General features: G+C 62.6%; 20 protein-coding genes and 1 tRNA gene. 8 read left to right on the plus strand and 13 right to left on the minus strand.

Features of this window, described 5'->3' with window-relative positions; genetic code table 11:
• Positions 1–401: 401 nt before the first annotated feature.
• A complete protein-coding gene (locus M3I53_RS36765) occupies positions 402–605 on the minus strand; it encodes a hypothetical protein (protein ID WP_309249571.1) in 204 nt (67 codons plus the stop codon).
• A 452-nt stretch (positions 606–1,057) separates the two neighbouring features.
• On the opposite strand from M3I53_RS36765, the gene M3I53_RS36770 reads away from it, so the two are divergent.
• From M3I53_RS36770 to M3I53_RS36785, 4 genes are all read left to right on the plus strand, one after another.
• Complete coding sequence (locus tag M3I53_RS36770) at positions 1,058–2,074, plus strand: AraC family transcriptional regulator (protein ID WP_254320653.1); 1,017 nt, start codon at positions 1,058–1,060, stop codon at positions 2,072–2,074.
• A gap of 586 nt (positions 2,075–2,660) precedes the next feature.
• A complete protein-coding gene (locus M3I53_RS36775; protein WP_254320654.1) occupies positions 2,661–3,425 on the plus strand; it encodes a nitroreductase in 765 nt (254 codons plus the stop codon).
• A 14-nt stretch (positions 3,426–3,439) separates the two neighbouring features.
• Positions 3,440–5,092 carry an AMP-binding protein gene (locus tag M3I53_RS36780; protein WP_254320655.1) on the plus strand — a complete coding sequence of 551 codons (1,653 nt, stop codon included), beginning with the start codon at positions 3,440–3,442 and terminating at the stop codon, positions 5,090–5,092.
• A complete protein-coding gene (locus M3I53_RS36785) occupies positions 5,089–6,612 on the plus strand; it encodes a phosphatidylserine/phosphatidylglycerophosphate/cardiolipin synthase family protein (protein ID WP_254320656.1) in 1,524 nt (507 codons plus the stop codon). The genes M3I53_RS36780 and M3I53_RS36785 overlap by 4 nt, the downstream gene beginning before the upstream one ends.
• A 560-nt stretch (positions 6,613–7,172) precedes the next feature.
• On the opposite strand, the gene M3I53_RS36790 is transcribed toward M3I53_RS36785, so the two are convergent.
• The 3 genes from M3I53_RS36790 to rpoD all read right to left on the minus strand — a co-directional run bounded on the left by M3I53_RS36790 (position 7,173) and on the right by rpoD (position 10,121).
• On the minus strand, positions 7,173–7,562 hold the full coding sequence (locus M3I53_RS36790) for a hypothetical protein (RefSeq protein ID WP_254320657.1): 390 nt from the start codon (positions 7,560–7,562) through the stop codon (positions 7,173–7,175).
• A tRNA-Ile gene (locus M3I53_RS36795) sits at positions 7,535–7,622 on the minus strand. Before M3I53_RS36795 ends, M3I53_RS36790 begins: the two co-directional genes overlap by 28 nt.
• A gap of 165 nt (positions 7,623–7,787) precedes the next feature.
• Entirely contained in the window at positions 7,788–10,121 is a 2,334-nt protein-coding gene (rpoD, locus tag M3I53_RS36800; protein ID WP_375542634.1) for an RNA polymerase sigma factor RpoD, read from the minus strand.
• Here rpoD and M3I53_RS36805 point away from each other — a divergent pair.
• Positions 10,078–10,302, plus strand: coding sequence for a hypothetical protein (locus M3I53_RS36805; protein WP_254320659.1), 225 nt, complete (start codon positions 10,078–10,080; stop codon positions 10,300–10,302). The two genes, rpoD and M3I53_RS36805, sit on opposite strands and share 44 nt — an antisense overlap.
• A gap of 37 nt (positions 10,303–10,339) precedes the next feature.
• Here M3I53_RS36805 and dnaG read toward each other — a convergent pair whose 3' ends face one another.
• The 5 genes from dnaG to M3I53_RS36830 form a co-directional block, all read right to left on the minus strand.
• A complete protein-coding gene (gene dnaG, locus M3I53_RS36810; RefSeq protein WP_254320668.1) occupies positions 10,340–12,226 on the minus strand; it encodes a DNA primase in 1,887 nt (628 codons plus the stop codon).
• 131 nt (positions 12,227–12,357) lie between these two features.
• Positions 12,358–12,804 carry a GatB/YqeY domain-containing protein gene (locus M3I53_RS36815; protein ID WP_069261329.1) on the minus strand — a complete coding sequence of 149 codons (447 nt, stop codon included), beginning with the start codon at positions 12,802–12,804 and terminating at the stop codon, positions 12,358–12,360.
• Positions 12,805–13,029: 225 nt separating this feature from the next.
• Positions 13,030–13,242, minus strand: coding sequence for a 30S ribosomal protein S21 (gene rpsU / locus M3I53_RS36820; protein ID WP_013434742.1), 213 nt, complete (start codon positions 13,240–13,242; stop codon positions 13,030–13,032).
• A 145-nt stretch (positions 13,243–13,387) separates the two neighbouring features.
• On the minus strand, positions 13,388–14,308 hold the full coding sequence (locus M3I53_RS36825) for a universal stress protein (protein ID WP_254320660.1): 921 nt from the start codon (positions 14,306–14,308) through the stop codon (positions 13,388–13,390).
• Between the two features lie 168 nt (positions 14,309–14,476).
• Positions 14,477–15,697 (minus strand): NAD(P)/FAD-dependent oxidoreductase, encoded by a 1,221-nt coding sequence (locus M3I53_RS36830; protein ID WP_254320661.1) that lies wholly within the window; start codon positions 15,695–15,697, stop codon positions 14,477–14,479.
• Positions 15,698–15,866: 169 nt separating this feature from the next.
• Between M3I53_RS36830 and tsaD the strand changes: the two genes are divergently transcribed.
• Positions 15,867–16,895 carry a tRNA (adenosine(37)-N6)-threonylcarbamoyltransferase complex transferase subunit TsaD gene (tsaD, locus tag M3I53_RS36835; protein WP_254320669.1) on the plus strand — a complete coding sequence of 343 codons (1,029 nt, stop codon included), beginning with the start codon at positions 15,867–15,869 and terminating at the stop codon, positions 16,893–16,895.
• A 76-nt stretch (positions 16,896–16,971) separates the two neighbouring features.
• Here tsaD and folE2 read toward each other — a convergent pair whose 3' ends face one another.
• The 4 genes from folE2 to M3I53_RS36855 all read right to left on the minus strand — a co-directional run bounded on the left by folE2 (position 16,972) and on the right by M3I53_RS36855 (position 21,125).
• Complete coding sequence (gene folE2 / locus M3I53_RS36840) at positions 16,972–17,778, minus strand: GTP cyclohydrolase FolE2 (protein ID WP_254320662.1); 807 nt, start codon at positions 17,776–17,778, stop codon at positions 16,972–16,974.
• A 168-nt stretch (positions 17,779–17,946) separates the two neighbouring features.
• A complete protein-coding gene (dxs, locus tag M3I53_RS36845; RefSeq protein ID WP_254320663.1) occupies positions 17,947–19,848 on the minus strand; it encodes a 1-deoxy-D-xylulose-5-phosphate synthase in 1,902 nt (633 codons plus the stop codon).
• An 84-nt stretch (positions 19,849–19,932) separates the two neighbouring features.
• Positions 19,933–20,814, minus strand: a complete 882-nt coding sequence (locus M3I53_RS36850) for a polyprenyl synthetase family protein (RefSeq protein WP_254320664.1) — start codon at positions 20,812–20,814, stop codon at positions 19,933–19,935.
• Positions 20,811–21,125, minus strand: coding sequence for an exodeoxyribonuclease VII small subunit (locus tag M3I53_RS36855; protein ID WP_254320666.1), 315 nt, complete (start codon positions 21,123–21,125; stop codon positions 20,811–20,813). Before M3I53_RS36855 ends, M3I53_RS36850 begins: the two co-directional genes overlap by 4 nt.
• A 307-nt stretch (positions 21,126–21,432) precedes the next feature.
• On the opposite strand from M3I53_RS36855, the gene M3I53_RS36860 reads away from it, so the two are divergent.
• Both M3I53_RS36860 and M3I53_RS36865 read left to right on the plus strand, forming a co-directional pair.
• Positions 21,433–22,539, plus strand: a complete 1,107-nt coding sequence (locus M3I53_RS36860) for an aromatic ring-hydroxylating dioxygenase subunit alpha (RefSeq protein WP_254320667.1) — start codon at positions 21,433–21,435, stop codon at positions 22,537–22,539.
• A 143-nt stretch (positions 22,540–22,682) separates the two neighbouring features.
• On the plus strand, positions 22,683–22,849 hold a 167-nt coding region (locus tag M3I53_RS36865; RefSeq protein ID WP_254319455.1), incomplete at its 3' end, for a transposase domain-containing protein.

Below are 22,849 nucleotides of genomic sequence, written 5' to 3' on the forward strand. Positions count from 1 at the left end.
TGAAGGCGGCGTAGCCCGGCATACGAGTAACCCGCGGAGATGCTAGGCAACGGATCTCATCCGACTTGCGTCAGTAGATAGCGGCAGGCTCATCGGACGGACCACTGTAATGCGGTACCCAACCCGCGGATATCAGCGTGATTCACCGTCGAGATTTACTGCTACGCCGCCCTCAGGAAATTCAGATTGCGTGCAACTCAAACAGGCAAAAACGATCCCGATTGACACGCGGAGTCATATCAGCATCTGTGCTGGCTGTTCACATGGACGAGTACCGAGGCGGCCGCCATAACGAGACTGTCGCAAATACCCCAGTACCTTAGCGGCGTGACTCGTCTGCGGCGGGGTGCCTGAGGGAGCATCGCCGTCCGCCGATTGGAGACAGTTACCGAGATCGCCAACTATTGGCTCGCAGGTTTGCTCGCCGCGGCGTCACTCGCCGCCTTCTGCTTCTTCGCTGCCTCGTGGTGTCCGACGGCACACCCGGCTGCGGCGCCCGCCGTGCCGTGCTTACCCGCGACGTGGCCCGCAACGCCACCGACGGCAGCGCCTTTCATGCAGCCTGCCGCCACCGCTGACGTCGGTGAAATCACTGGAAGCGACATAACAATCGCAAACGTGAGAAGTGTTTTTTTCATGGTGTTCCCGATAGGATTGGTCCGCTGCACAGGACGTCGTGCGGATCCGGTCCATTCGACGAGCGCATCTATCGTGCCTGCGAGGAAGTTTTATCAACTCGGTGATGACTCGGTCGATCGTGCGACACAGCGCGGCCGGGAGGCGACGTTCACCAACGCACTCAGAAAGTCGTTCTTGACTTCTGCCAACAATGCCACGCTCGCGACGACGAGTTGAGTGACCATGGTAAGAGGCAGAGGGGCGTGCGCACATGCCCATAGACCTCTTCATGCGTGGGCCCTTCGGACATATTGTGCGGGACGTGGGTCGCCTGCCAGCGCTCTTTAGCCGATGACTACCCGCGCTGAGTCGGGTTACCGGTTTCACCTGCGCCCGGCAGCGATTAACATCAGTACACTTTCCGTGGGTGAGCCTGACCATGAATGACGCTCAAGACAAGGGCACAACATCTATCAGCTTGGTACGTGAGGCAATTCTCGTGGCAACACAACGCAATCTCGATGTGTCGGCCGTCCTCCAGCACGCTGGAATCGCGGCAGAATTGTTGAATGCGCCGAGAGCGCGCGTGCCGGCGTTGGCCTTTTCGCGCCTGTGGGCCGCTCTGGCCGACTTGATGGACGACGAGTTCTTTGGTCTCGACAGCCACGCATTGCGCCGGGGTAGTTATGCGCTGATGTGTCACGCGGTGCTGCATGCGGACAGTCTGGAACACGCGCTGCGTCGCATGCTGAAGTTCCTGCGTGCCGTTCTCGACGACATTCACGGGGAGTTGCGCTGCGAAGGCGAGCATGCAGTTATCATCCTGCATGACGATGGGCGGACACGCCGGCTCTTTGCCTACGGGACATGGTTCATCCTCGTGCACGGTCTTGCATGCTGGCTCGCACGCAGACGGATTCCACTGATCGAGATGAGATTTCGCGCGTCCGCACCAATCGATGACAGCGACTACCGCATGCGCTTCTGCGAGGATGTGACGTTCTCCGCAGAGGAGACCCTGATCCGCTTCGATCGCAGTTTCCTCGGCCTCAAACTGGCCGGGACGGAAGCGAGCCTGCGTGTATTCCTGGAGAAAGCACCAGCCAATATCCTGGTCAAGTATCGCAATGAATCCAGCACTACGGCCCTGGTCAGGCGCCGACTAAGGAACCAGGCCCCCGACGACTGGCCGGACCTCGACGCGCTATCGCGGTTACTGAATCTATCCGCCGCCACGCTGCAACGCCGCCTGCTGGCCGAAGGCACGAACTACCGGCAACTGAAAGACGAATTGCGCCGTGACATCGCAATCGACTTGTTTTCCAGCAGTTCTCTCACGGTCGCCGAAGTCGCTGCACGGACTGGATTTCAGGAAACCAGTGCTTTTCACAGGGCCTTCAGGAAGTGGACGGGGGCGAGCCCGGGAATGTACCGCCACCGCAGGCCGGACTCCTAACATTAGAACTCGTCATAGCGAAATTGGACCGCTCCGACTTGCTTGTACGTCTGAGCGGTCGAAAGGCTCGATCCGCGTTTCCAAACGAACGTTGCGCGAAAGCATGGCTGCCGAGCCTATGCAAAGCAAAGCCGTGCAACCGATGAATCGCATATAAGCGGGCAGCGCCGAAGCGGCATTCCACTCATCCTCACATGAATTCTCGGGGTGATGGCTGGCTCGCCGCCACACTGACTGGGATAGTCGCATTCCAGCTACCCCTGTTATACGGCACGCGGCTCGACCCGTCGCGCGGAGCTGATCGATGCGGCTCATCCCCGGTTGTAGCAGCTTCTCGGTTCGCAACGGCAAACCGATGCAGGCTGGCCCGATATGGTCGTTCTCTTGACGCCCCGAGAACCGACTTCTCCAACTGGAAATCGGCGGCGTCGCCTGAGAAATCCGCGGGCCGCCCCAGTGGCGCGACGCCGGAAAGCGGGTGTTCGGTGACCTCATCCAGGTTGAAGTCGATGGACATGGATTGTCAGCTGAGTCCGCCTGACACTGGTTACAGCGCGACGGCGACGGTCGATTCCGGCGCCACCACATGGCTCAGTGCAAAACACCTTTCAATGCCGACACCGGAATGAACCGTCTATCTCCTCCTCCCTTGAACTCGTTTGCCGACGTGGCCCGAGCCGTCGATTGGGCGCTCGTCACCCGGCGCAGCGTTCGTGCTTTCCTGCCCACGCCGGTTCCTCGCGAGCAAATCGAGGCGATCCTCGACGTGGCTCGCTTCAGCGCAACTGGCGTCAACATCCAGCCCTGGCATGTGCATGTCGTGACAGGCGCGATGAAGTCCCGCCTGTCTGCCGCCATCCACGAAATCAATGACGATCCCGGCCGCAGCTCCGGCCTGGACGAGCCCTACGATTACTACCCGCGCGAATGGATTGCACCGTATGTGGATCGGCGGCGTGCTGTCGGTTGGAACCTGTATGGCCTGCTAGGCATCGAGAAGGGCGACAAGGAGCGGATGCACGTCCAGCACGGTCGCAACTACAGCTTCTTTGATGCACCCGTGGGCCTCTTCTTTACGGTTGACCGGGTCATGCGTGAAGGAAGTCTGCTCGACACAGGGATGTTCCTGCAAAGCGTCATGATCGCCGCCCGGGCGCGGGGCCTCGACACCTGCCCGCAGGCGGCTTTCAACAAGTTCCACCGTGCCATCGCCCACGAATTGTCCATTCCCGACAGTCAGATGTTGGTCTGCGGAATGAGTCTGGGTTATGCGGATCACAGCTGCATCGAGAACACTCTGGTAACGGCGCGCAGTCCCGTACGCGATTTCACTACTTTTTATAATGAATGAATGGAGACAAAGTCATGAGTGCAACGGCCTATTCGCGAGGACTTGAGAAGAGCGCGGCGAACCACGTTCCATTGACGCCCTTGACCTTTCTGGATCGAACCGCCGACGTCTATCCGAATCGAACCGCGATCATTCATGGCGACTTCCGGCAGACCTGGGCGAAAACGCGCGAGCGTTGCTATCGCTTCGCCTCGGCGCTCGTTCAATTGGGGATTGAACCGGGCGACACGGTGTCGATCATTGCACCGAACACCCCGGCCATGCTTGAGGCACACTTCGGCGTCCCTCTCTCTGGGGCCGTTCTCAATGCCATTAATTGCCGCCTTGATGCTGAGGGCATTGCATTCATTCTGCGCCACGGAGAATGCAAACTCCTGCTCGTGGACCGGGAATTTGCGCCGCTCGTTGAGAAAGCGTTGCAGTCAGTTCCCAATCCGCCGCGCTTGATAGACATCAACGATCACGAAGCGCCTGACGGTCCCACCATCGGGGAAACTGACTATGAGTCGTTGCTGGCGAGCGGTGATCCGGCATTTGCGGGCCGCCGCCCGGCCGATGAGTGGACTCCGATCGCCTTAAACTACACCTCGGGCACCACTGGCGACCCGAAAGGCGTCGTTCCGAGCCACCGGGGCACATATCTGATGAGCCTCTTGCAGATGACGAACTGGCCGCTCCCCGGTGCGCCGATTTACCTGTGGACGCTCCCCATGTTCCACGCGAACGGCTGGTGCTTCACATGGGCGATTACGGCCGCAGCGGGAACGCACGTCTGTTTGCGCAAGGTGAATGCCGCGAATATTCTTTCGGCCATCGCCGAACACGGTGTCGATCATTTTTGTGCTGCACCGATTGTCCTCGCAGGCATCGCGAACATGCCCAAATCGGAACGGCAGCCGCTGCCGCGTCGTGTGCGGGTCCTTACCGCGGGTTCGCCGGCGCCCGCGGCTGTTCTCGAGGCCGTTGGCGCAATGGGTTTCGACGTCGGCCACGTCTTTGGAATCACCGAGATTGCCGGTACGCCAATCAGCTGTGCATGGCACGACGAGTGGGATACGTTGCCGCCGGAGCAGCAAGGGAAATTGAAAGCGCGGCAAGGTGTACGCGCGGCCGCGTTCGAGAGCATGTCGGTCGCCGATCTTGCGACGCTTGAGCCGGTGCCAGCCGATAGCAAATCTTGCGGGGAGGTTATGGTCCGGGGGAATACGGTAATGATGGGATACTTCAAGAATGCCGACGCAACGGCAAAAGCATTCGCCGGCGGTTGGTTTCATACCGGCGATCTTGCGGTCGTTCACCCGGACGGCTATATCCAGATCACAGACCGCTCGAAGGACGTCATCATCTCGGGGGGAGAAAATATCTCGTCCGTAGAAGTCGAGGAGGTCATCTATCGCATGTCCGGCGTGCTCAACGTGGCCGTCGTCGCTCAGCCGGATGACAAATGGGGCGAGACTCCCTGTGCGTTTGTCGAACTGAGGCCGGACGCCTCCAACATCACGGAGCAGGATGTCATCCTGTTCTGCCGGGAGCGGCTAGCGCATTTCAAATGCCCTCGTCGCGTGATTTTCGGAGAATTGCCCAAGACCGGTACAGGCAAGATCCAGAAGTTTCGTCTCCGGGAGCAAGCGGGCAGCCAGATGGCGATCACGAGGTTGGTGGGTTGAAAAAGCCCGCGCCCTATGTGCCGAACAAGACCCCGTCGCCTTCCAGACCTTCCAGGAGGTGGGGCCGGAGACTCATCGAACCCGTTCGCCACATCATGACCAGAGCAAGAAGCCTGGCGCTCATTCTGGCATGCGTGTTTGCCTCTTCTCAGCAAGGCCACGCGCAATGTGTCGACCTGGTCGCCAGTCTCGACGACGGTCAGTTGATGCAGTCGCGGATTGCGCTGGTCGACCGTGCCACGCCTACCGAACAGATCCGCATCCTCGCCTACATCTTCGAAATCGATCAGACCGGCGGCCTGCTGTTGCGTCATCTGGTCGAGGCTGCGCGCCGAGGCGTGCCGGTCAAGCTGCTGATCGACGGCATCGGCCCCGAGCCGCACTACCCGTTCGAGGACGAGCTCATCGTCGCCCTGCACGAGGTGGCTCCCGGCATTGAACTCCGAATCTTCCATCCACGATCCGATCTCGTCGAGATTTCGCATCGCATGCACGACAAACTGTTCCTGGTTGGCGACACGGCCGTGATCGGCAGTACCTCGATCTGGGATGCGAGCTTCCGCAACTGGCTCAGCGAGCGCGATCTGATGGTGTCGGGCGACTCCGGCGAGGAGGCTTCCTCCCTGCACGCCATGTACCAGCATTTCGCCCTGTTCTGGAATAGCCCGGAAGCGGTTCGCCCCGAGCCGGAAAAATTCCTGAAAGTCGAAAGTCCTTATCTCAACTCGCAGGGTTATGCGACGCTGGATCCGGCGCGCATCCACTATTGGCGCGAATGGCTGCTGGCCCCGCTCGATGCTGAAGCCCAGGCGACAGACCTGGCCGCTACCGATACACCAACTACCTCCGATACGCTCAATGATCCCGCTGCTCCGCCCGCTCCGGGCGCGTATTTTGATCCCGCCTGGATGCCGATCGCCTGCGAGCGCCTGCACTATGTCCACGACTGGCCCGACAAGCGCTCGCCAGGCACGTTGCAGGACATGCTACAAGCATTCGATACGGCGCAGCACGAAATCCTGATCGTCAACCCCTACCTGATCCTGGTGCCGGAACTGCGCGAAGAGCTTGAGCGCAAGCGGCGCGAAGGTGTCCACGTGATCCTGGTGAGCGCCTCGCTGGCGAGCATCACGCAGGAATTCCCCGCAGTCGGGCGCGCCTATGCCGACGATCTGCCCGGCTTGGTGAATGCGGGGATCGAGGTGCGCGAATATTCCGACCGAGAGAACCGCATGATGCACGCCAAGCTGGTCCTCATCGACGGCCATCGATATTATCTCGGGAGTTTCAATTTCGATTCGCTGTCGGCCCGCTTGAATACCGAAAACGGCCTGTGGATAGATATCCCTGAGGACGGGCTCGATCCCTTGCAAGACAGCGTGGCGTACTTCCTGCGCAACTCAAGTCCGGTGAGCGACGCCAATGGCCGCCTTCTGGCGGACCCCAATGCGCGCTGCCGGGCCGCCGGCTGCGGCGGTGCCTGGTGGTGGGTGACGATGCTAATCAGGAACTACCTCTGAGCGCGGCGTTCCCTGTCGCCAAACTACGTGGCCAGTTCGGGTCGCCGTCTGTAAGACATGGAAAATCGCCGGTTCGATAGCCGCGTTGATCAGTGTCGGCGTTCTCATGAAGCTCAAGATCCACTTTTGAGACTTCGCAGGCGATGAAGCAGCCTCCGTATCGGCTGAAGAGTTGCGATCCAACGGTTCAATAGCAAGCAATTCGACTCCATCTACGGCAGCTTCGCTGACAACGTGAAGGAGTCGGTGTCGCGCCCTCAACGAAGGAGACCTTTGCCCGATACGGGACGATCGCGGAGGACGTCGAGGGCGCGACAACCTGCTTCCCGGAAAAGGTGCGGATGGTCGTCTGCCAAACCCCGTTGGTCCGAAGTAGACGGAGAGCCACACCGGCCTCAAACTGGATTTCATCAGCGGCTATAAAGATAAGCTATCCTATCAACACCGTTTGCATTCCTATTTAAACTTGCACCAATAGAACATACCCGCCATGCGTCTCGACGTTCTCGACGTTCTCGACGCTGATAATCGTGCCCCGGCCTTCCGCTTAGCAGTGTCATTCAAAGCCAGGTCACCAAATCTTGAAGGAAATCCGTGAGCGCTCTCTCGGGAGCCTCCTCCTCAGAAACGATCATCTCGATCCCCCAATGGCTCAAGACTTCCTGGGCCACCGGATTCGGACGATTCGCGAAGATGTAGGACTTTTGCGGACGCAAGGGAAGAATGCTCCCGCATATTTGAACGGCGAGAGATGATTTCCAGCTCTCGACCAACACAGGGGCAATGAGCCCGATTCGTCCATGGTTGATAGCGCGATGGCTACCAAGGCGGGATCTGACGCGGCAATCCGCAAGCAGCGGCGTTACCGCAGCAAGGGTCAGTGGCCCCAACGGAACACGCCGGAGCTTGATGGAATAGCGAATGGTGGGCCGGGTGGGGTTCGAACCCACGACGTCCTTTCGGAGGCGGATTATGAGTCCGCTGCCTGCAACCAACACGGCGTCCGGCCCACGAAGCTACGAAGCGTAGCGACAAAGAAACAACGATGACCTGTCAACAAAAAAGCCCGGTCTACCCAAAGGCCGGGCTTTTCGACGACAGGCCGACATACTACACGAAAGCGGGTCCGCCTGGCCATCTTGCACATGGCTTCTGTGCACTAAAACTAACGAATCTCAATTCCCTTCAAGGAACGACTTGAGCTTGTCCGAACGGCTCGGGTGGCGCAGCTTGCGCAGCGCCTTCGCTTCGATCTGGCGAATGCGCTCGCGCGTCACGTCGAACTGCTTGCCCACTTCTTCGAGCGTGTGATCGGTGCTCATCTCGATGCCGAAGCGCATGCGCAGCACCTTCGCCTCGCGCGGCGTAAGCGAGTCGAGCACGTCCTTCACGACATCGCGCATCGAGGCATGCAGCGCGGCGTCGGCAGGCGCCACCGTGTTGTTGTCCTCGATGAAGTCGCCCAGATGCGAATCGTCGTCGTCGCCGATCGGCGTTTCCATGGAGATCGGCTCCTTCGCGATCTTCATGATCTTGCGGATCTTGTCCTCCGGCATTTCCATCTTCTCGGCGAGCGTTGCCGGATCCGGCTCGAGACCGGTTTCCTGCAGGATCTGCCGCGAAATGCGGTTCATCTTGTTGATCGTTTCGATCATGTGAACCGGAATGCGGATCGTGCGCGCCTGGTCCGCGATCGAGCGCGTGATGGCCTGACGGATCCACCACGTCGCGTAGGTCGAGAACTTGTAGCCGCGACGATATTCGAACTTGTCCACCGCCTTCATCAGGCCGATGTTGCCTTCCTGGATCAGGTCGAGGAACTGCAGGCCGCGGTTCGTGTACTTCTTCGCAATCGAGATCACGAGACGCAGGTTTGCTTCGGTCATCTCGCGCTTCGCCTGGCGCGCCTTGAGTTCGCCGGCCGCCATCTGGCGGTTGGTTTCCTTCAGGTCCTTGAGCGGCAGCACCACGCGCGCCTGCAGATCGAGCAGACGCTGCTGCTGCTCGCGAATGGCCGGAATGTTGCGCGAAAGGATGCCGCTATACGCATGGCTCTCGCCGACGATCTTTTCCGACCATTCCAGGTCGGTTTCATTGCCCGGGAAACGCGCGATGAACTCCGAGCGCGGCATGCCGCACTTGTCCACGACCGTGTGAAGAATCTGGCGTTCGACCTGGCGCACTTCGTCCACCTGCGCACGCAGCGTGTCGCACAGACGCTCGACGGTACGCGCCGTGAAGCGGATCGACATCAGCTCGTTCTGGATGGTTTCCTGCGCCTTGAGGTAAGACTTCGACTTGTAGCCTTCCTTCTCGAACGCACGGCGCATCTTGTCGAACCATTCGCTGATGAGCGCGAACTTCTCGAGCGAGGCACGCTTGAGGGCTTCGAGCTGCGCCGCGTTGGCCGTCGCCTGCGCCGCGCCGTCGTCCTCTTCCTCCTCCTCTTCTTCTTCCTCTTGCTCCTCTTCCTCTTCGTCCTCGTTTTCGATCTCTTCCGCTTCCTTGGCGTTGAAGCCGTCGGTGTCCTCGGCGTTGGGATCGATCAGGCCGTCGACGAGCTCGTCCACGCGAATCTCGTCGTTCGCCACGCGCTCGGCCATGGCGAGGATGTCTGCAATGGTGGTCGGGCAGGCGGAGATCGCCATGACCATGTGCTTGAGGCCATCTTCAATGCGCTTGGCGATTTCGATTTCGCCTTCGCGCGTGAGGAGCTCCACCGTGCCCATTTCGCGCATGTACATACGCACCGGGTCGGTCGTGCGGCCAAATTCGGAGTCGACGGTGGAGAGCGCGACTTCCGCTTCCTCTTCCACTTCGTCGTCCGAAGAAGCGTTGGGCGCGTTGTCGTTGAGCAGCAGCGTTTCGGCGTCGGGGGCCTGCTCGTAGACGGCCACGCCCATGTCGTTAAACGTGCTGATGATGCCTTCGATCGCCTCGGTTTCCGTGAAGTTGTCCGGAAGGTGATCGTTGATTTCCGCATAGGTGAGGAAGCCGCGCTCCTTGCCAAGCTTGATTAGCGCACGCAGCTTCGTGCGGCGCTCCTCGAGCTCCTCGACGGTGCCGGGCTGCGACGACGCGAACGCGTCTTTCAGCAGCGCCTTCTCCTTCGCTCGCCGGTCGCGCGCACGGGTGGTCTTTTCGACCTTGCCCGCGGCGGGGGTGCTGTCTTCGCTCTGGTTTGCGTCGTCATCGACGGGTACTTCATTCAGCTTTTTCGTCATGGAGTTCGCCGTACCGGCTAGTGTCTCGACTCGCGGCTGCTGGACAACAGCCTCTTGAACCGTGGATGCTTGAGCCTCGCGCTCTGCCGCATCGTCCTCGACGGCAGGCACTTCCCTTGCACTTCTCGAACCGGACCGCTTCGTTGCCGGCTGCGTAGCGGCTTTCGCCGCACGGACAGGCGCTGCTCGCGCAGCCGAAACAGTCATCGACCTCTTCCGGGTAGCCGGTTTAGAACGGTTGGTGGACCCACTGCCCGACGACCGGGCGGAAGAACTGGCAACCATGGCCTGCGTGACCTTGCTGGTCGGCTCCGTCGAGCCCTTGCCTGTTGCCTTTTTTCCGCCTGTAGTCTTTGCCATTGCCATTCCGCCCCTTGCTGGAAAACTGGACATTCACGGATTACCCCAACCCATTATGCCCACCCGGAAAAAACAAAAACAAACCGCTGAAAACCTGTTATTTTAGCACGCAGGGCAATAATCCCCCCCGCGCGGTCCTTCCCTTACAAACCGAGCTGGCGTTTCATGTCAGCCCGCGTCTGATTCAGCGACATCAATTCGGCAAGTTCCTCAGGCGTATGTCGCGACTGCCGCGAAAGCGCGTCCAGGCGATCGCAACAGGCGTCGTACCGCATTTTCAGGATTGCCGCCGTCAATTCTTCGCTCACGAGCCGCTCCTGCTCGTGGCGCTCCTCCACCGCAGCGCCATCTTCCGGATTTTTCATCAGCAAATCCCGAACGTTTTCATCATAGTCCAGAATTTCGCGAAAAATCTCCTCGAAGGTTGGAGCATTGGCCCCATTTCTCAGCAGGTCCGAAAGGAGCTGAAACTCCGCCGACTCGCCCAGCGCCCGCGCGTGAGTGGTCACTTCCTCGAAGAGCTCGCCGTGGCGCGTCAGTCCAATCAGCGCTTTTTCGGCCTCTTCGTCGAGTCGCAGCACGATGCGCGGGTGCATCACGAGGTTGCGCAGCGCCTTGCGCTCGATACCGGTCACAAGGTGCCGGTCCTTGCGTGCGGGCGCCTGGCGCGCCGCCTGGGCAATCCGGGCGTCGACTTCGCACAGCGCGGCCACTTCCTCGAACGGCACGTCCAGCCGGTCCGCGAACATGTGCATGATCTGCGCCCGCAGGGCGTTCGCCGGCAGCGCCTGCAGTAGCGGCTTCGCGTCGAACAGCGCCCGTGCGCGCCCTTCCGGCTGGTCCAGTTCCTTGTCCGCCAGCACCTCGTTGAGCATGAACTGGGACAGCGGCATGGCCCGCTCGACCTGCTCCGAGAACGCCTCGGCGCCGAATTCGCGCACGTAGCTGTCCGGGTCGTGCTCCTGGGGCAGGAACAGGAAGCGGATCGTGCGGTTGTCGGCCGCATGCGGCAGGCAGGCGTCGAGCGCGCGGCGCGCGGCGCGGCGGCCCGCCGAGTCGCCGTCGAAGCTGAAGATCACCGTGTCGGTCTGACGCATGAGCTTCTGCACGTGGATCGGCGTGCACGCGGTGCCAAGCGTCGCCACGGCGTTCTGGAAACCCAGCTGCGCGAGCGCGACGACATCCATATACCCCTCGACCACCAGAACATAGCGCTGTTCCCGGATCGCGAGGCGCGCCTCGAACAACCCGTACAGTTCGCTGCCCTTGTTAAATAGCGGCGTTTCCGGGGAATTCAAATATTTCGGCTCGCCGCCGTCCAGCACACGGCCGCCAAAGCCGATGACCTGACCCTTCACGTTGCGGATCGGGAACATCACCCGGTCGCGGAAACGGTCGTATCGGCGCGACTGGCCTTGCGCGTCCTGTTTTTCGCTGACGATCACGAGGCCCGCCTCGACCAGCGCATCGTCGCGATAGTTGGTAAACGCAGATTCGAGGTTCTGCCATCCATCGGGCGCGTAGCCGAGGCCGAAGCGCGCGGCGATTTCGCCGGTGAGGCCGCGCTTCTTGAGGTACTGGATGGCGTTAGTCGCGCTGCGCAGCTGCTTGCGGTAGTAGTCGCAGGCAATCTGCATGACGTCGGAAAGCGCGGTGGTGACGGCCTTCGAGGCTGACGGCGCATAGCCGCCCGCAGCGCCAGCGCCAGCGCTACCGCCGCCACCACGCATGGGCGAAGGCTCTTGCGGCACGGTCAGGCCGACCGACTGGGCGAGTTGCTCGACGGCTTCAGGGAACGTCAGTCCCGCGTGCTCCATGAGGAAGCCGATAGCGGTGCCGTGCGCGCCACAGCCGAAGCAGTGATAAAACTGCTTGGTTGGACTAACCGTGAACGAAGGGCTCTTCTCGTTGTGGAACGGACACAAGCCCATGAAGTTTGCGCCGCCCTTCTTGAGCTGCACGTAGCGACCCACCACGTCGACGATATCGACGCGGTTCAGCAGGTCTTGCAGGAACGAATGCGGAATCATCGTAGCGAGCACGCTTGGCAGCCGGGGCTCACGCGGCCCGATTCGTAACAGATGCGTGACATACGCGTGACGTACGAACCTCGCGGCGTCGCCCTTGGGCCGGGCCGGCGCCGCGCGTGAGCCGGTTGCGCTTACTTCGAGAGCGCGGCTTTGACGAGCCCGGAAACGGCCGTCATGTCGGCGCGCCCGGCCAGCTTCGGCTTGAGCACACCCATCACCTTGCCCATGTCCTGCGGGCCGGCTGCGCCCACCTGGGCGACGGCGGCCTGCACTTCGGCGGCGATCTCGGCGTCCGAGAGCTGCGCGGGCATGTAGGCGGTCAGGACGACCAGCTCGGCGGCTTCCTTCTCGACGAGATCGGTGCGGCCCGCGGCCTCGAACTGGCTGATCGAGTCCTTGCGCTGCTTGATCATCTTGTCGATGACGGCCGTGATGCCGGCGTCGTCGAGCGTCACGCGATCGTCGACTTCACGTTGCTTGATAGCGGCGAGCAGCAGACGAATCGTGGCGAGGCGTTCGCTTTCGCGCGCGCGCATCGCGGTTTTCATGTCGTCGTTGATCTGGTCTTTGAGACTCATCACTCACCTGAAATACGTTGGGGTTGCTGGAATGCAAAAACCCGCCTGGAAACGCTTCCAGGCGGGTTGGCGCAAATTCGACATGGTTGCGACCACACCAGAGGACAGCGGCGGCCGCGTTGCGCGATGAAACCAGAGACCGCGGACCCGCTGTCCACGTCGCCGTGACATTGATGCAAGGCCCACGCTGGAACTGCGCGGCCACGCATCACGGCTACGCCGGAATCAGTACAGCTTTTTCGGCAACATCTGGCTGCGCAGACGCTTGAAGTGGCGCTTCACCGCCGCCGCCTTCTTGCGCTTGCGTTCAGCCGTAGGCTTCTCGTAGAACTCGCGCGCGCGAAGCTCGGTCAAGAGACCGTTCTTCTCGATCGTGCGCTTGAAGCGGCGCATGGCAACTTCAAAGGGTTCGTTTTCTTTTACGCGGATGGTCGTCATTTTCCAATAACGGATCGGGGGTAAAGAAAATTGAGTATAGCAGTTCCGGGTTGGGGCATCGCGTGCCGGTTCGGGGGGAAACCCCAATTCCGGCAGCCGCCCCGATCGCCCCCGGAGCCTTCCCCCGCGGGGCTGCGCAGCATCATCAGGCAGCGCCCGGCCCGACCAGCAGCAACGGCACATGCGTGATCTCGATGGCGCGCTGGGCGACGCTGCCGAGCAGCCAGCGCGCGACGCCACGCCGACCCTGCGTTCCCAGCGCGACGAGATCCGCTTGCCAGTCCCCCGCGTCGCGCAACACGGCGTGGGCAACGTCGTCGCGCAGGCGCGCGGTGGCGACGAGCGCCGTTTCATAGGCGCGGCCTGACACGTCGAGCTGCATATGTGCGCTGGCCAGCGCCTTGCGCCCGAGGTCGGCGAGCGCATCTTCCAGCACCGAACCGGGCACCGGGTCGCCGGCCACGCTGCTGCGGTCCACGACATACACCGCGCGCAACGTGGTTTGCGGTTCGGCCAGCCGCAGCGCCGCGTCGATCGCCTGCGCCGAGGCCGGACTGCCGTCCGTCGCCAGCAGGATGCGGGCGAGCGGCGCGTGACCGTTCGCTTCTTCGTACTCCACGGGCACGACCAGCAGCGGACAGGGCGCACAAACCGCGAGCGCACCCGAAACCGAACCGTCGACCCAGCGCTTCATGCGCCCCTGGTGCCGCGTGCCGACGACCAGCATGTCGGCCTGCCAGTCACGCGCCGCGTCGGCGAGCGCAGGCACGACAGCGCCTGCTTCGGCGCAGAGACCGACCACCTGCCCTTCGACCTGCGCAACCTTTCCGTTGAACGCCGACATCGCGTGCTCGAGCGTGCGCTCGGCGTCGTGTAGATATTCGTCGCGCGCCGCGTTGAGCGCGCCCGTCATCCACGCATCGCCCGCGGTGTAACCGCCGCCCGCGTTCCACGCGCCCGGCTGTTCGGCTGCGCAGACGATACGCACCTGGGCTTCGCGCGGCACCACGCGCGACGCGAAACGCAGTGCCTGCGTCGATGCCTTCGAATTGTCCACGGCAATCATGACTCGCCGCAGTGGCGCGCGCATTTGCCCGCTGTGTTGTTGTTCCTCTCGATTCACGTTTCGTACCTTTTCCTCGTGGGTCAGGCATTCAAGCGTGAACCTCGGACGCCGAGCCAACAATGACAGGGGTCAACCGCGAGAGATTCGGCAGGCGTATCGGTCAGAAAATCAGCCTGCACTTACCGCATATTGCGCGGCGGCTTCCCCGGCCGCGACGCCCGAGGCCCAAGCCCACTGGAAGTTGTAGCCGCCAAGCCAGCCTGTCACGTCCACGGCTTCGCCAATGAAATAGAGGCCCGGCACGCGCTGGCTCATGAGCGTCGCCGAGGAAAGCTCGCGTGTGTCCACGCCGCCGCGCGTGACCTCGGCCTTCTTGTAGCCTTCGGTGCCGGTGGGGGTGAGCGTCCACTGGGCGAGCCCTTCGCCGATCTTGCGCAGCGTTTTATCGGGCAGATCGGCAATACGCGCGTCGGCCTTCACCTGATGCGCCTCCAGCCATACATGCGCGAGGCGTGCCGGCACCCACTCGGCGAGCAGGTTGCCGATCTGACGTTTCGTCGCGCCCTTGGCTTCGATCAGCGCCGCCGCCGGATCGTGCCCGGGCAGCAGGTTCACGCGGATCGGCTGGCCGGGCTGCCAGAAGCTCGAAATCTGCAGGACGCCGGGACCGGAAAGGCCGCGATGCGTGAAGAGCAGGTCTTCGTCGAACGCGCCGCCGGTCTTGCGCTCGCCCGTCGCCACGTGAACCTCTAGCGACACGCCCGCGAGCGGCACGTAGGGCGCCCACTCGTCCTGCGCGAACGTGAGCGGCACGAGCGCCGGGCGCGTGTCGATGAGCTTGTGGCCGAACTGCTTCGCGACGCGATACGCGAAGTCGGTTGCGCCGATCTTCGGGATCGACAGGCCGCCCGTCGCGATCACGAGTGCTTTCGCCCGTATCTCGCCCTGCGGCGTGCCTAGCGTGAAGCCGGAGCCGTCGGCGTGGCTGACCGCTTCCACCGGCAGCGGCCGGCGCCAGGCCACCTGGCCCGCGTCGCACTCGGCGCGCAGGACGTCGATGATCGCGTCGCTCGACTGGTCGCAGAAAAGCTGGCCCTTGTGCTTTTCGTGCCAGGTCACGCGATGCTGGCGCAGCAGCGCGAGGAAGTCGCGCGGCGTGTAGCGCGCCAGCGCCGAACGGCAGAAATGCGGGTTGTGTGAGAGATAGTTGGCCGGGCTAGCGTGCAGGTTCGTGAAGTTGCAGCGCCCCCCGCCCGAGATGCGGATTTTTTCCGCGAGGCGCGGCGCGTGGTCGATCAGCGCCACGCGGCGGCCCTGCTGGCCCGCCACCGCCGCGCACATCATGCCGGCCGCCCCTGCGCCGATCACGGCGATGTCGAAAGATTCCATGGCGCGCATTCTACCTGCGCGGCGGCGGCGCTTGTCCACGCGGGGCTTTGCTTGCCGTCCTCAACCGGCTTCGACGCACGCTGCTATACTTTTATGTTCTGTTAATTCTTGATTTAGCGGCGGTTTTTGGCGGCTCGTGCCGCGCAATACCGTTGCCCTGCCTCCCACCATGCTCGTTCTCGGCATAGAAAGCTCCTGCGACGAAACCGGCCTCGCGCTCTACGACAGCGAGCGCGGCCTGCTCGCGCACGCGCTGCATTCGCAGATCGCCATGCACCGCGAGTACGGCGGCGTCGTGCCGGAGCTTGCCTCGCGCGACCATATCCGCCGCGCGCTGCCGCTGCTCGAAGAAGTGCTCGCGAAGAGCGGCGCGGCGAAAAGCGACATCGACGCCATCGCCTTCACGCAAGGCCCCGGCCTCGCCGGCGCGCTGCTCGTGGGCGCGAGCATCGCCAATGCGCTCGCCATGGCCTGGAATCGGCCGACCGTCGGGATTCACCACCTCGAAGGGCACCTGCTTTCGCCGCTGCTGGTCGATGCGCCACCGCCGTTTCCGTTCGTCGCGCTGCTCGTGTCGGGCGGCCATACGCAACTGATGCGCGTGACCGACGTGGGCGTCTACGAAACCCTCGGTGAAACGCTCGACGACGCCGCCGGCGAAGCCTTCGACAAAACGGCCAAGCTACTTGGCCTCGGCTATCCTGGCGGCCCGGAAGTCTCGCGCCTCGCGGAGTTCGGCACGCCAGGCGCGGTCGAACTGCCGCGTCCGATGCTGCATTCGGGCGATCTCGACTTCAGCTTCAGCGGCCTCAAAACGGCTGTGCTCACGCAGGTGAAGAAGCTCGGCACGAATATCTGCGAGCAGGGCAAGGCCGACATCGCGCGCGGCTTCGTCGATGCAGCTGTCGAGGTACTGGCCGCGAAATCGCTCGCCGCGCTCAAGCGCACGAAGATGAAGCGCCTCGTGGTGGCGGGCGGCGTGGGCGCGAACAAGCAGTTGCGCGAGACGCTTTCGGCGGCGGCGCAAAAGCGCGGCTTCGAGGTGTACTACCCGGACCTGGCGCTGTGCACCGACAACGGCGCGATGATCGCGCTCGCGGGTGCGCTGCGCCTCGCGCGCTGGCCCGAACAGGCCACGCGCGATTATGCGTTCACGGTAAAGCCGCGCTGGGATCTGACGTCGCTCGCGCAGCAATAATGCGTTTGCCGCTGCAGAAGTCAGAAAGCCGCCCAAGGGCGGCTTTTTTGTTGACGGCGCAATCAGGCGGTGAGCGTTACGCCGCGCGCTTGTCGTGCTCGATCACGGCGTAGGCGCTGTGATTGTGGATCGACTCGAAGTTTTCGGCTTCGAGCATATAGGCGATCACGCGCGTATCGGCGTTCAGTCGCACGGCGACGTCGCGCACGAGGTCTTCGACGAACTTGGGGTTCTCATACGCGCGCTCGGTCACGAACTTCTCGTCCGGACGTTTGAGCAGGCCCCACAGCTCGCACGACGCTTCTTCTTCTGCGATGCGAACGAGGTCTTCCACCGGCAGATCCCCTTCGAACTCGACATTCATCGTCACGTGCGAGCGCTGATTGTGCGCGCCGTACTGCGAGATCTTCTTCGAGCACGGGCACAGGCTCGTCACGGGCACGAGCACCTTGAGGAACAGGCGCGTTTGTCCGTTGCGCACGTCGCCCGTGAGCGTCACTTCGTAGTCCAGCAGACTTTCCACGCCCGACACCGGCGCCACTTTCTTCACGAAGTACGGGAACGTCACTTCGATACGGCCAGACTGCGATTCGAGCTTCGCGAGCATCGCGGCCAGCATCGCGCGGAACGTGGCAGGTTCCAGCGGCGCCTTGTTCTCTTCGAGCAGCGCGACGAAGCGCGACATGTGCGTGCCCTTCTGGTCGGCCGGCAGATGAACGTCGAGATTCCACGTGCCGACGCTCGGCTGGACGTCGCCCGCGCCTGTCTTCACCGTGAGCGGATGGCGCACGGCCTTCACGCCGACGCGCTGGATCACGATCTGACGGGTATCGACGGAGCTTTGGACGTCCGGCATCACGAAGGCCGGGTTCATCTGATTCATGTTCTTATCCTCAAGCCGCGCCATACGCGGCGCGCAAATAACAAACGCCGGCATGAGCCGGCGTTTGCTGGCGGAAAGCCGGGTAGTAAACCCGTCCGCCAGTTCAAATGTGAATTGGGCTGCCGCGAGGGCGACGCACCAATCAAACTATCGCGATCTCAATCGACCTCAGGCAACGCGCATCACCGACTTGCCGGACACCGCCTTGTCGAGAAAGCGCTCGCGAATCGACTTCGCGATCCCTGCTGCGTCGAGCCCGCAGCCCGCCAGCAGCTTCGCCGGGTCGCCGTGGTCGATGAAGCGGTCGGGGAGGCCCAATTGTAGTACGGGCTTGATAACCCCACTTTCAAGGAGGGCTTCCACGCAGGCCGAACCGGCGCCGCCCATGATGCAGCCTTCCTCGACGGTCACGAGGTAGTCGTGCGTTTCGGCGAGCTGCTTCACGAGGTCCGCGTCGAGCGGCTTTACGAAGCGCATGTTCGCCACGGTGGCGTCCAGTGCCTCGGCGGCCTTGAGCGACGGCGCAACCATCGTGCCGAACGCGAGGATCGCGATCCGGCTGCCTGCCGGCGCGTTGCTCTCGCGGCGGATTTCGCCCTTGCCCACCGGCAGCGCGGCCATCTGCTTGACGGTCGCCACGCCGGTGCCCGCACCGCGCGGGTAGCGCACGGCCGTCGGGCAGTCCTGCTGGAGCGCCGTGTAAAGCATCTGGCGGCATTCGTTTTCGTCCGACGCCGCCATGACCATCATGTTCGGGATGCAGCGCATGAACGCGAGGTCGTACGCGCCCGCGTGCGTTGCGCCATCGGCGCCGACGAGGCCCGCGCGGTCGATCGCGAACACAACGGGCAGGTTCTGCAGCGCCACGTCGTGAATCAGCTGGTCATACGCGCGCTGCAGGAAGGTCGAGTAGATCGCGACCACGGGCTTCAAGCCTTCTGCCGCGATGCCGCCCGCGAACGTGACTGCGTGCTGCTCGGCGATGCCGACGTCGTAGTAGCGGTCCGGGAAGCGCTTTTCGAACTCGACGAGGCCCGAGCCTTCGCGCATGGCAGGCGTAATGCCGATCACGCGCGAATCGAGTTCGGCCGCGTCGCACAGCCATTCGCCGAACACCTGCGTGTAGGTCTTCTTGGCGGGCGTTGTCGACGGCTTGATGCCTTCGGCCGGGTTGAACTTGCCGGGACCGTGATACAGGACCGGGTCGGCTTCGGCGAGCTTGTAGCCCTGGCCTTTCTTCGTCACGACGTGCAGGAATTGCGGGCCGCGCAGTTCCTTGATGTTCTGCAGCGTCGGGATCAGCGAATCCAGATCGTGGCCGTCGATCGGTCCGATGTAGTTGAAGCCGAATTCCTCGAACAGCGTAGCCGGCACGATCATGCCCTTCGCGTGCTCTTCGAGCTTGCGCGCAAGGTCGAGCACCGGCGGCGCATGACGCAGCACGCGCTCCACGCCCGCGCGTGCGGCGGCGTAGAAGCGGCCCGACATGAGGCGCGCGAGATGGCGATTGAGCGCGCCCACGGGCGGCGAAATCGACATGTCGTTGTCGTTGAGGATCACGAGCAGCGGCACGTCGTCTTCCACGCCGCCGTTGTTCAGTGCCTCGAAGGCCATGCCGGCCGTCATCGCGCCGTCGCCGATCACGGCGATGCCCATGGCGTTGTCGCCCTTGAGCTTGCTCGCCACGGCCATGCCGAGCGCCGCCGAAATCGACGTGCTCGAGTGCGCGGTGCCGAACGTGTCGTACGGCGACTCGTCGCGTTTCGGGAAACCCGAAATGCCGCCGAGCTGACGCAGCGTCGACATCTGGTCGCGGCGGCCCGTCAGGATCTTGTGCGGATAGGTCTGATGGCCCACGTCCCAGACGATGCGGTCGCGCGGCGTGTCGAACACGTAGTGCAGCGCGATCGTCAGTTCGACCGTACCGAGGTTGGACGACAGGTGGCCGCCCGTCTGCGAGACGCTCTCGAGAACGAAGGCACGCAGTTCGTCGGCAAGCGGTTGCAACTGGCGGCGATCAAGGCGGCGCAAATCCGCCGGGTCGTCAATGGTTTTCAGCAAGTCGTACATCGTCGTTCCATTGTAGGAAAACTGGCGCTCCCGCACTTTTTCTGCGCATTACTTCCGTTTCATGCGCGTGGGCGGGTTGCGCGGTCAGCTCACCCGGTTCACCACCAGGTCAGCGAGTTCGGCGAGGCGCTGAGCGCGCGCGCCGAACGGTTCGAGCGCCGCGTGCGCGTCGGCGCGCAACTGCTGCGCGAGCGCACGAGAGGCATCAAGACCGATAATCGACACGTAGGTCGGCTTGCCGTCCTTCGCGTCCTTGCCAGCGGTCTTGCCGAGCGTTGCGGAGTCGGCGGTGACGTCGAGAATGTCGTCCACCACCTGGAACGCGAGGCCCACGGCCGCCGCGTATTTGTCGAGCGCGGCGAGGTTTTCCGCCGAAGGCGTCTCGCCCGCCAGCGCGCCCATGCGGACCGCGGCGCGCAAGAGCGCGCCGGTCTTCAGGCGGTGCATCGTTTCGAGCTGCTCGCGGGTAAGCGAATGGCCCACGCTCGCGAGGTCGATGGCCTGGCCGCCGGCCATGCCGATCGAGCCGCTGGCCAGCGCGAGTTCGCGCACGAGCGGTGCCTGGTGCTGGGCACCGAGCGCTTCGGAGGTCAGCGTGATGAAGGCTTGCGACTGCAGCGCATCGCCCACCAGCAGCGCCGTCGGTTCGTCATATTTGACGTGTACGGTGGGTTTGCCGCGACGCATGTCGTCGTCGTCCATGCACGGCATGTCGTCGTGCACGAGCGAGTAGACGTGGATCATTTCGAGCGCGCAGGCCGCCGCGTCGAGCGCTTCCGGCGTGGCGTTCGTGAGTTCGCCCGCGGCGTGGCACAGGAGCGGACGCACCCGCTTGCCGCCGCCCATCACCGCATAACGCATGGCGTCATGCAGCGGCGCCGGCAGCACGTCGGCAGCCGGCAAATAGTGATCGAGCGCGCTTTCGACCCGGTCGAGTACCTGCCGGGTCCATTGGTCAAATGTCATAGATCGTCGTCTCCGCCCGCTGCGGAGTCTGTCGTATTGAGGGGCACGGGCCGCAGCGTCTCACCGTCGAGCACGCGCACCTGTTGTTCAACCTTTTCGAGCTGCTGCTGGCAGAAGCGCACGAGCGCCGCGCCACGGCGGTAGGCTGCAAGCGATTCTTCCAGGCTCAGGCTGCCGCCTTCCATGCGTGCAACGAGCCCGTCGAGCTCCGCAAGCGCCGCCTCGTAGCTCTCGGGCAGGGCCTCGCCCTCGGCCAGCCCGGCTGCGCTTTCGCCCGCGCCAGTACTGTCTTTCGTTGCGGATTTCGCCATGAGTCGTCGCCAGAATGAAACAAGGCGGACATTCTACGGCAAAAGGTTCCTTTCGACCCGCTCCCCGGCTTGTGTACCCTCTCGACCACACGTTCGGGGCCAGTACAAATCGGTTCCAGAAGGCACGATTCCCCGTGCATTTGTCTCACACTTCCTGAATTCCTGCCGTCTTTCCGGTGTAATTTTGGCAAAAATCAGTCACTTAGCTACCCCATGATGGGGTAACCGGGTATAATCGCCGGCTCCCTAAATCGAATCTTCGATGGTTGGGTTGTTCACTGCTTTCACGTCTTCATCGGGAGTGGGAATGTCCAATCTGAGCAATGCATTGCAGCTGAAGTCTATCCACAGCCAGCTGCCAGTCACCGCTTATTTTGACGAAGCGCTACTCAAGCGCGAAATCGACACGCTTTTCCAGAAGGGTCCTCGCTACGTCGGGCACGAACTCATGGTGCCCGAGGCGGGAAACTATTTTGCGTTGCCCGGCGAAAAAGAAGGCCGCGTGCTCGTTCGCAACAAGAGCAATGAAATCGAACTGCTCTCGAACGTGTGCCGCCATCGCCAGGCCATCATGCTAAACGGTCGCGGCACGGCAGACAACATTGTATGTCCGCTGCATCGCTGGACCTATGACCTCAAGGGCGAACTGCTCGGCGCACCGCACTTCGCGGACAAGCCGTGTCTGAACCTGAACAGCTCGCCGCTCCAGAAGTGGAACGGGCTGCTGTTCGAATCCGCGGGCCGCGACGTCGCGCGCGATCTCGCACGCCTTGGGCCGGCGAAACACCTCGACTTTGCGGACTACATGTTCGATCACGTCGAGGTTCACGAGTGCAACTACAACTGGAAGACCTTTATCGAGGTCTATCTGGAAGACTATCACGTCGTGCCGTTCCATCCGGGCCTCGGCAACTTCGTCTCGTGCGACGACCTCCAATGGGAGTTCGGCGAGTGGTATAGCGTGCAGACGGTCGGCGTGCACAAGCACCTCGGCAAGCCCGGCAGCCCGACGTACCGCAAGTGGCACGACGAAGTCCTGCGCTTTCGCAACGGCACGCCGCCCGAGTTCGGCGCGATCTGGATGGTGTACTACCCGAATCTCATGATCGAGTGGTATCCGCACGTGCTCGTGGTCTCGTGGCTGATCCCGCAGGGCACGCAGAAAACGACCAACATCGTCGAGTTCTATTACCCCGAGGAAATCACGCTGTTCGAGCGCGAGTTCGTCGAGGCCGAGCGCGCCGCCTATATGGAAACCGCCGTCGAGGACGACGAGATCGCCGAGCGCATGGACGCGGGCCGCCGGGCGCTGTTCGAGCGAGGCGTTTCCGAGGTCGGCCCGTACCAGAGCCCGATGGAAGACGGCATGCAGCACTTCCACGAGTTCCTGCGCCGCGAGCTGGGATCGCTCTGACGCGCCGCCTGGCGCCTGCATCGTGCAACTCGAACGCATCACGGAAAGACGGGCTTAGGCTTAATGCCGTTCAGTTAAGACCTGAACGGCGTTTTCGTTTTGGGTGTTGTAAACGGTGAGGGAGGCTGTTAACCTGCGTCCCCATGCTTGATGACGCCCTCCATTTTCTCGCTGAAGAACAGGAAACGCCCGACTGGGCTCGCCTGGGCGAGCACTTGCCCTACGAGTGGATCGAGCAGGCGGTGGCCTACACGGGACGGGCGAGTATCCGACAACGCCGCTTGCCCGCGGAGCAGGTGGTTTGGCTGGT

This window comes from Paraburkholderia sp. CNPSo 3272, from assembly GCF_024206495.1.
GTDB lineage: Bacteria > Pseudomonadota > Gammaproteobacteria > Burkholderiales > Burkholderiaceae > Paraburkholderia.

Bases quoted from the DNA above. Each gene is read 5' to 3' on its own strand.
- folE2 (WP_254320662.1), bottom strand. From the start codon at position 17,778: ATGAATCAGATGAACCCGGCCTTCGTGATGCCGGACGTCCAAAGCTCC.
- tsaD (WP_254320669.1), top strand. From the start codon at position 15,867: ATGCTCGTTCTCGGCATAGAAAGCTCCTGCGACGAAACCGGCCTCGCG.
- dxs (WP_254320663.1), bottom strand. From the start codon at position 19,848: ATGTACGACTTGCTGAAAACCATTGACGACCCGGCGGATTTGCGCCGC.
- M3I53_RS36860 (WP_254320667.1), top strand. From the start codon at position 21,433: ATGTCCAATCTGAGCAATGCATTGCAGCTGAAGTCTATCCACAGCCAG.
- rpoD (WP_375542634.1), bottom strand. From the start codon at position 10,121: ATGGTTGCCAGTTCTTCCGCCCGGTCGTCGGGCAGTGGGTCCACCAAC.
- M3I53_RS36850 (WP_254320664.1), bottom strand. From the start codon at position 20,814: ATGACATTTGACCAATGGACCCGGCAGGTACTCGACCGGGTCGAAAGC.
- M3I53_RS36780 (WP_254320655.1), top strand. From the start codon at position 3,440: ATGAGTGCAACGGCCTATTCGCGAGGACTTGAGAAGAGCGCGGCGAAC.
- M3I53_RS36815 (WP_069261329.1), bottom strand. From the start codon at position 12,804: ATGAGTCTCAAAGACCAGATCAACGACGACATGAAAACCGCGATGCGC.
- M3I53_RS36855 (WP_254320666.1), bottom strand. From the start codon at position 21,125: ATGGCGAAATCCGCAACGAAAGACAGTACTGGCGCGGGCGAAAGCGCA.
- M3I53_RS36775 (WP_254320654.1), top strand. From the start codon at position 2,661: ATGGCTCAGTGCAAAACACCTTTCAATGCCGACACCGGAATGAACCGT.
- M3I53_RS36765 (WP_309249571.1), bottom strand. From the start codon at position 605: ATGTCGCTTCCAGTGATTTCACCGACGTCAGCGGTGGCGGCAGGCTGC.
- M3I53_RS36825 (WP_254320660.1), bottom strand. From the start codon at position 14,308: ATGATTGCCGTGGACAATTCGAAGGCATCGACGCAGGCACTGCGTTTC.
- M3I53_RS36770 (WP_254320653.1), top strand. From the start codon at position 1,058: ATGAATGACGCTCAAGACAAGGGCACAACATCTATCAGCTTGGTACGT.
- rpsU (WP_013434742.1), bottom strand. From the start codon at position 13,242: ATGACGACCATCCGCGTAAAAGAAAACGAACCCTTTGAAGTTGCCATG.
- M3I53_RS36830 (WP_254320661.1), bottom strand. From the start codon at position 15,697: ATGGAATCTTTCGACATCGCCGTGATCGGCGCAGGGGCGGCCGGCATG.
- dnaG (WP_254320668.1), bottom strand. From the start codon at position 12,226: ATGATTCCGCATTCGTTCCTGCAAGACCTGCTGAACCGCGTCGATATC.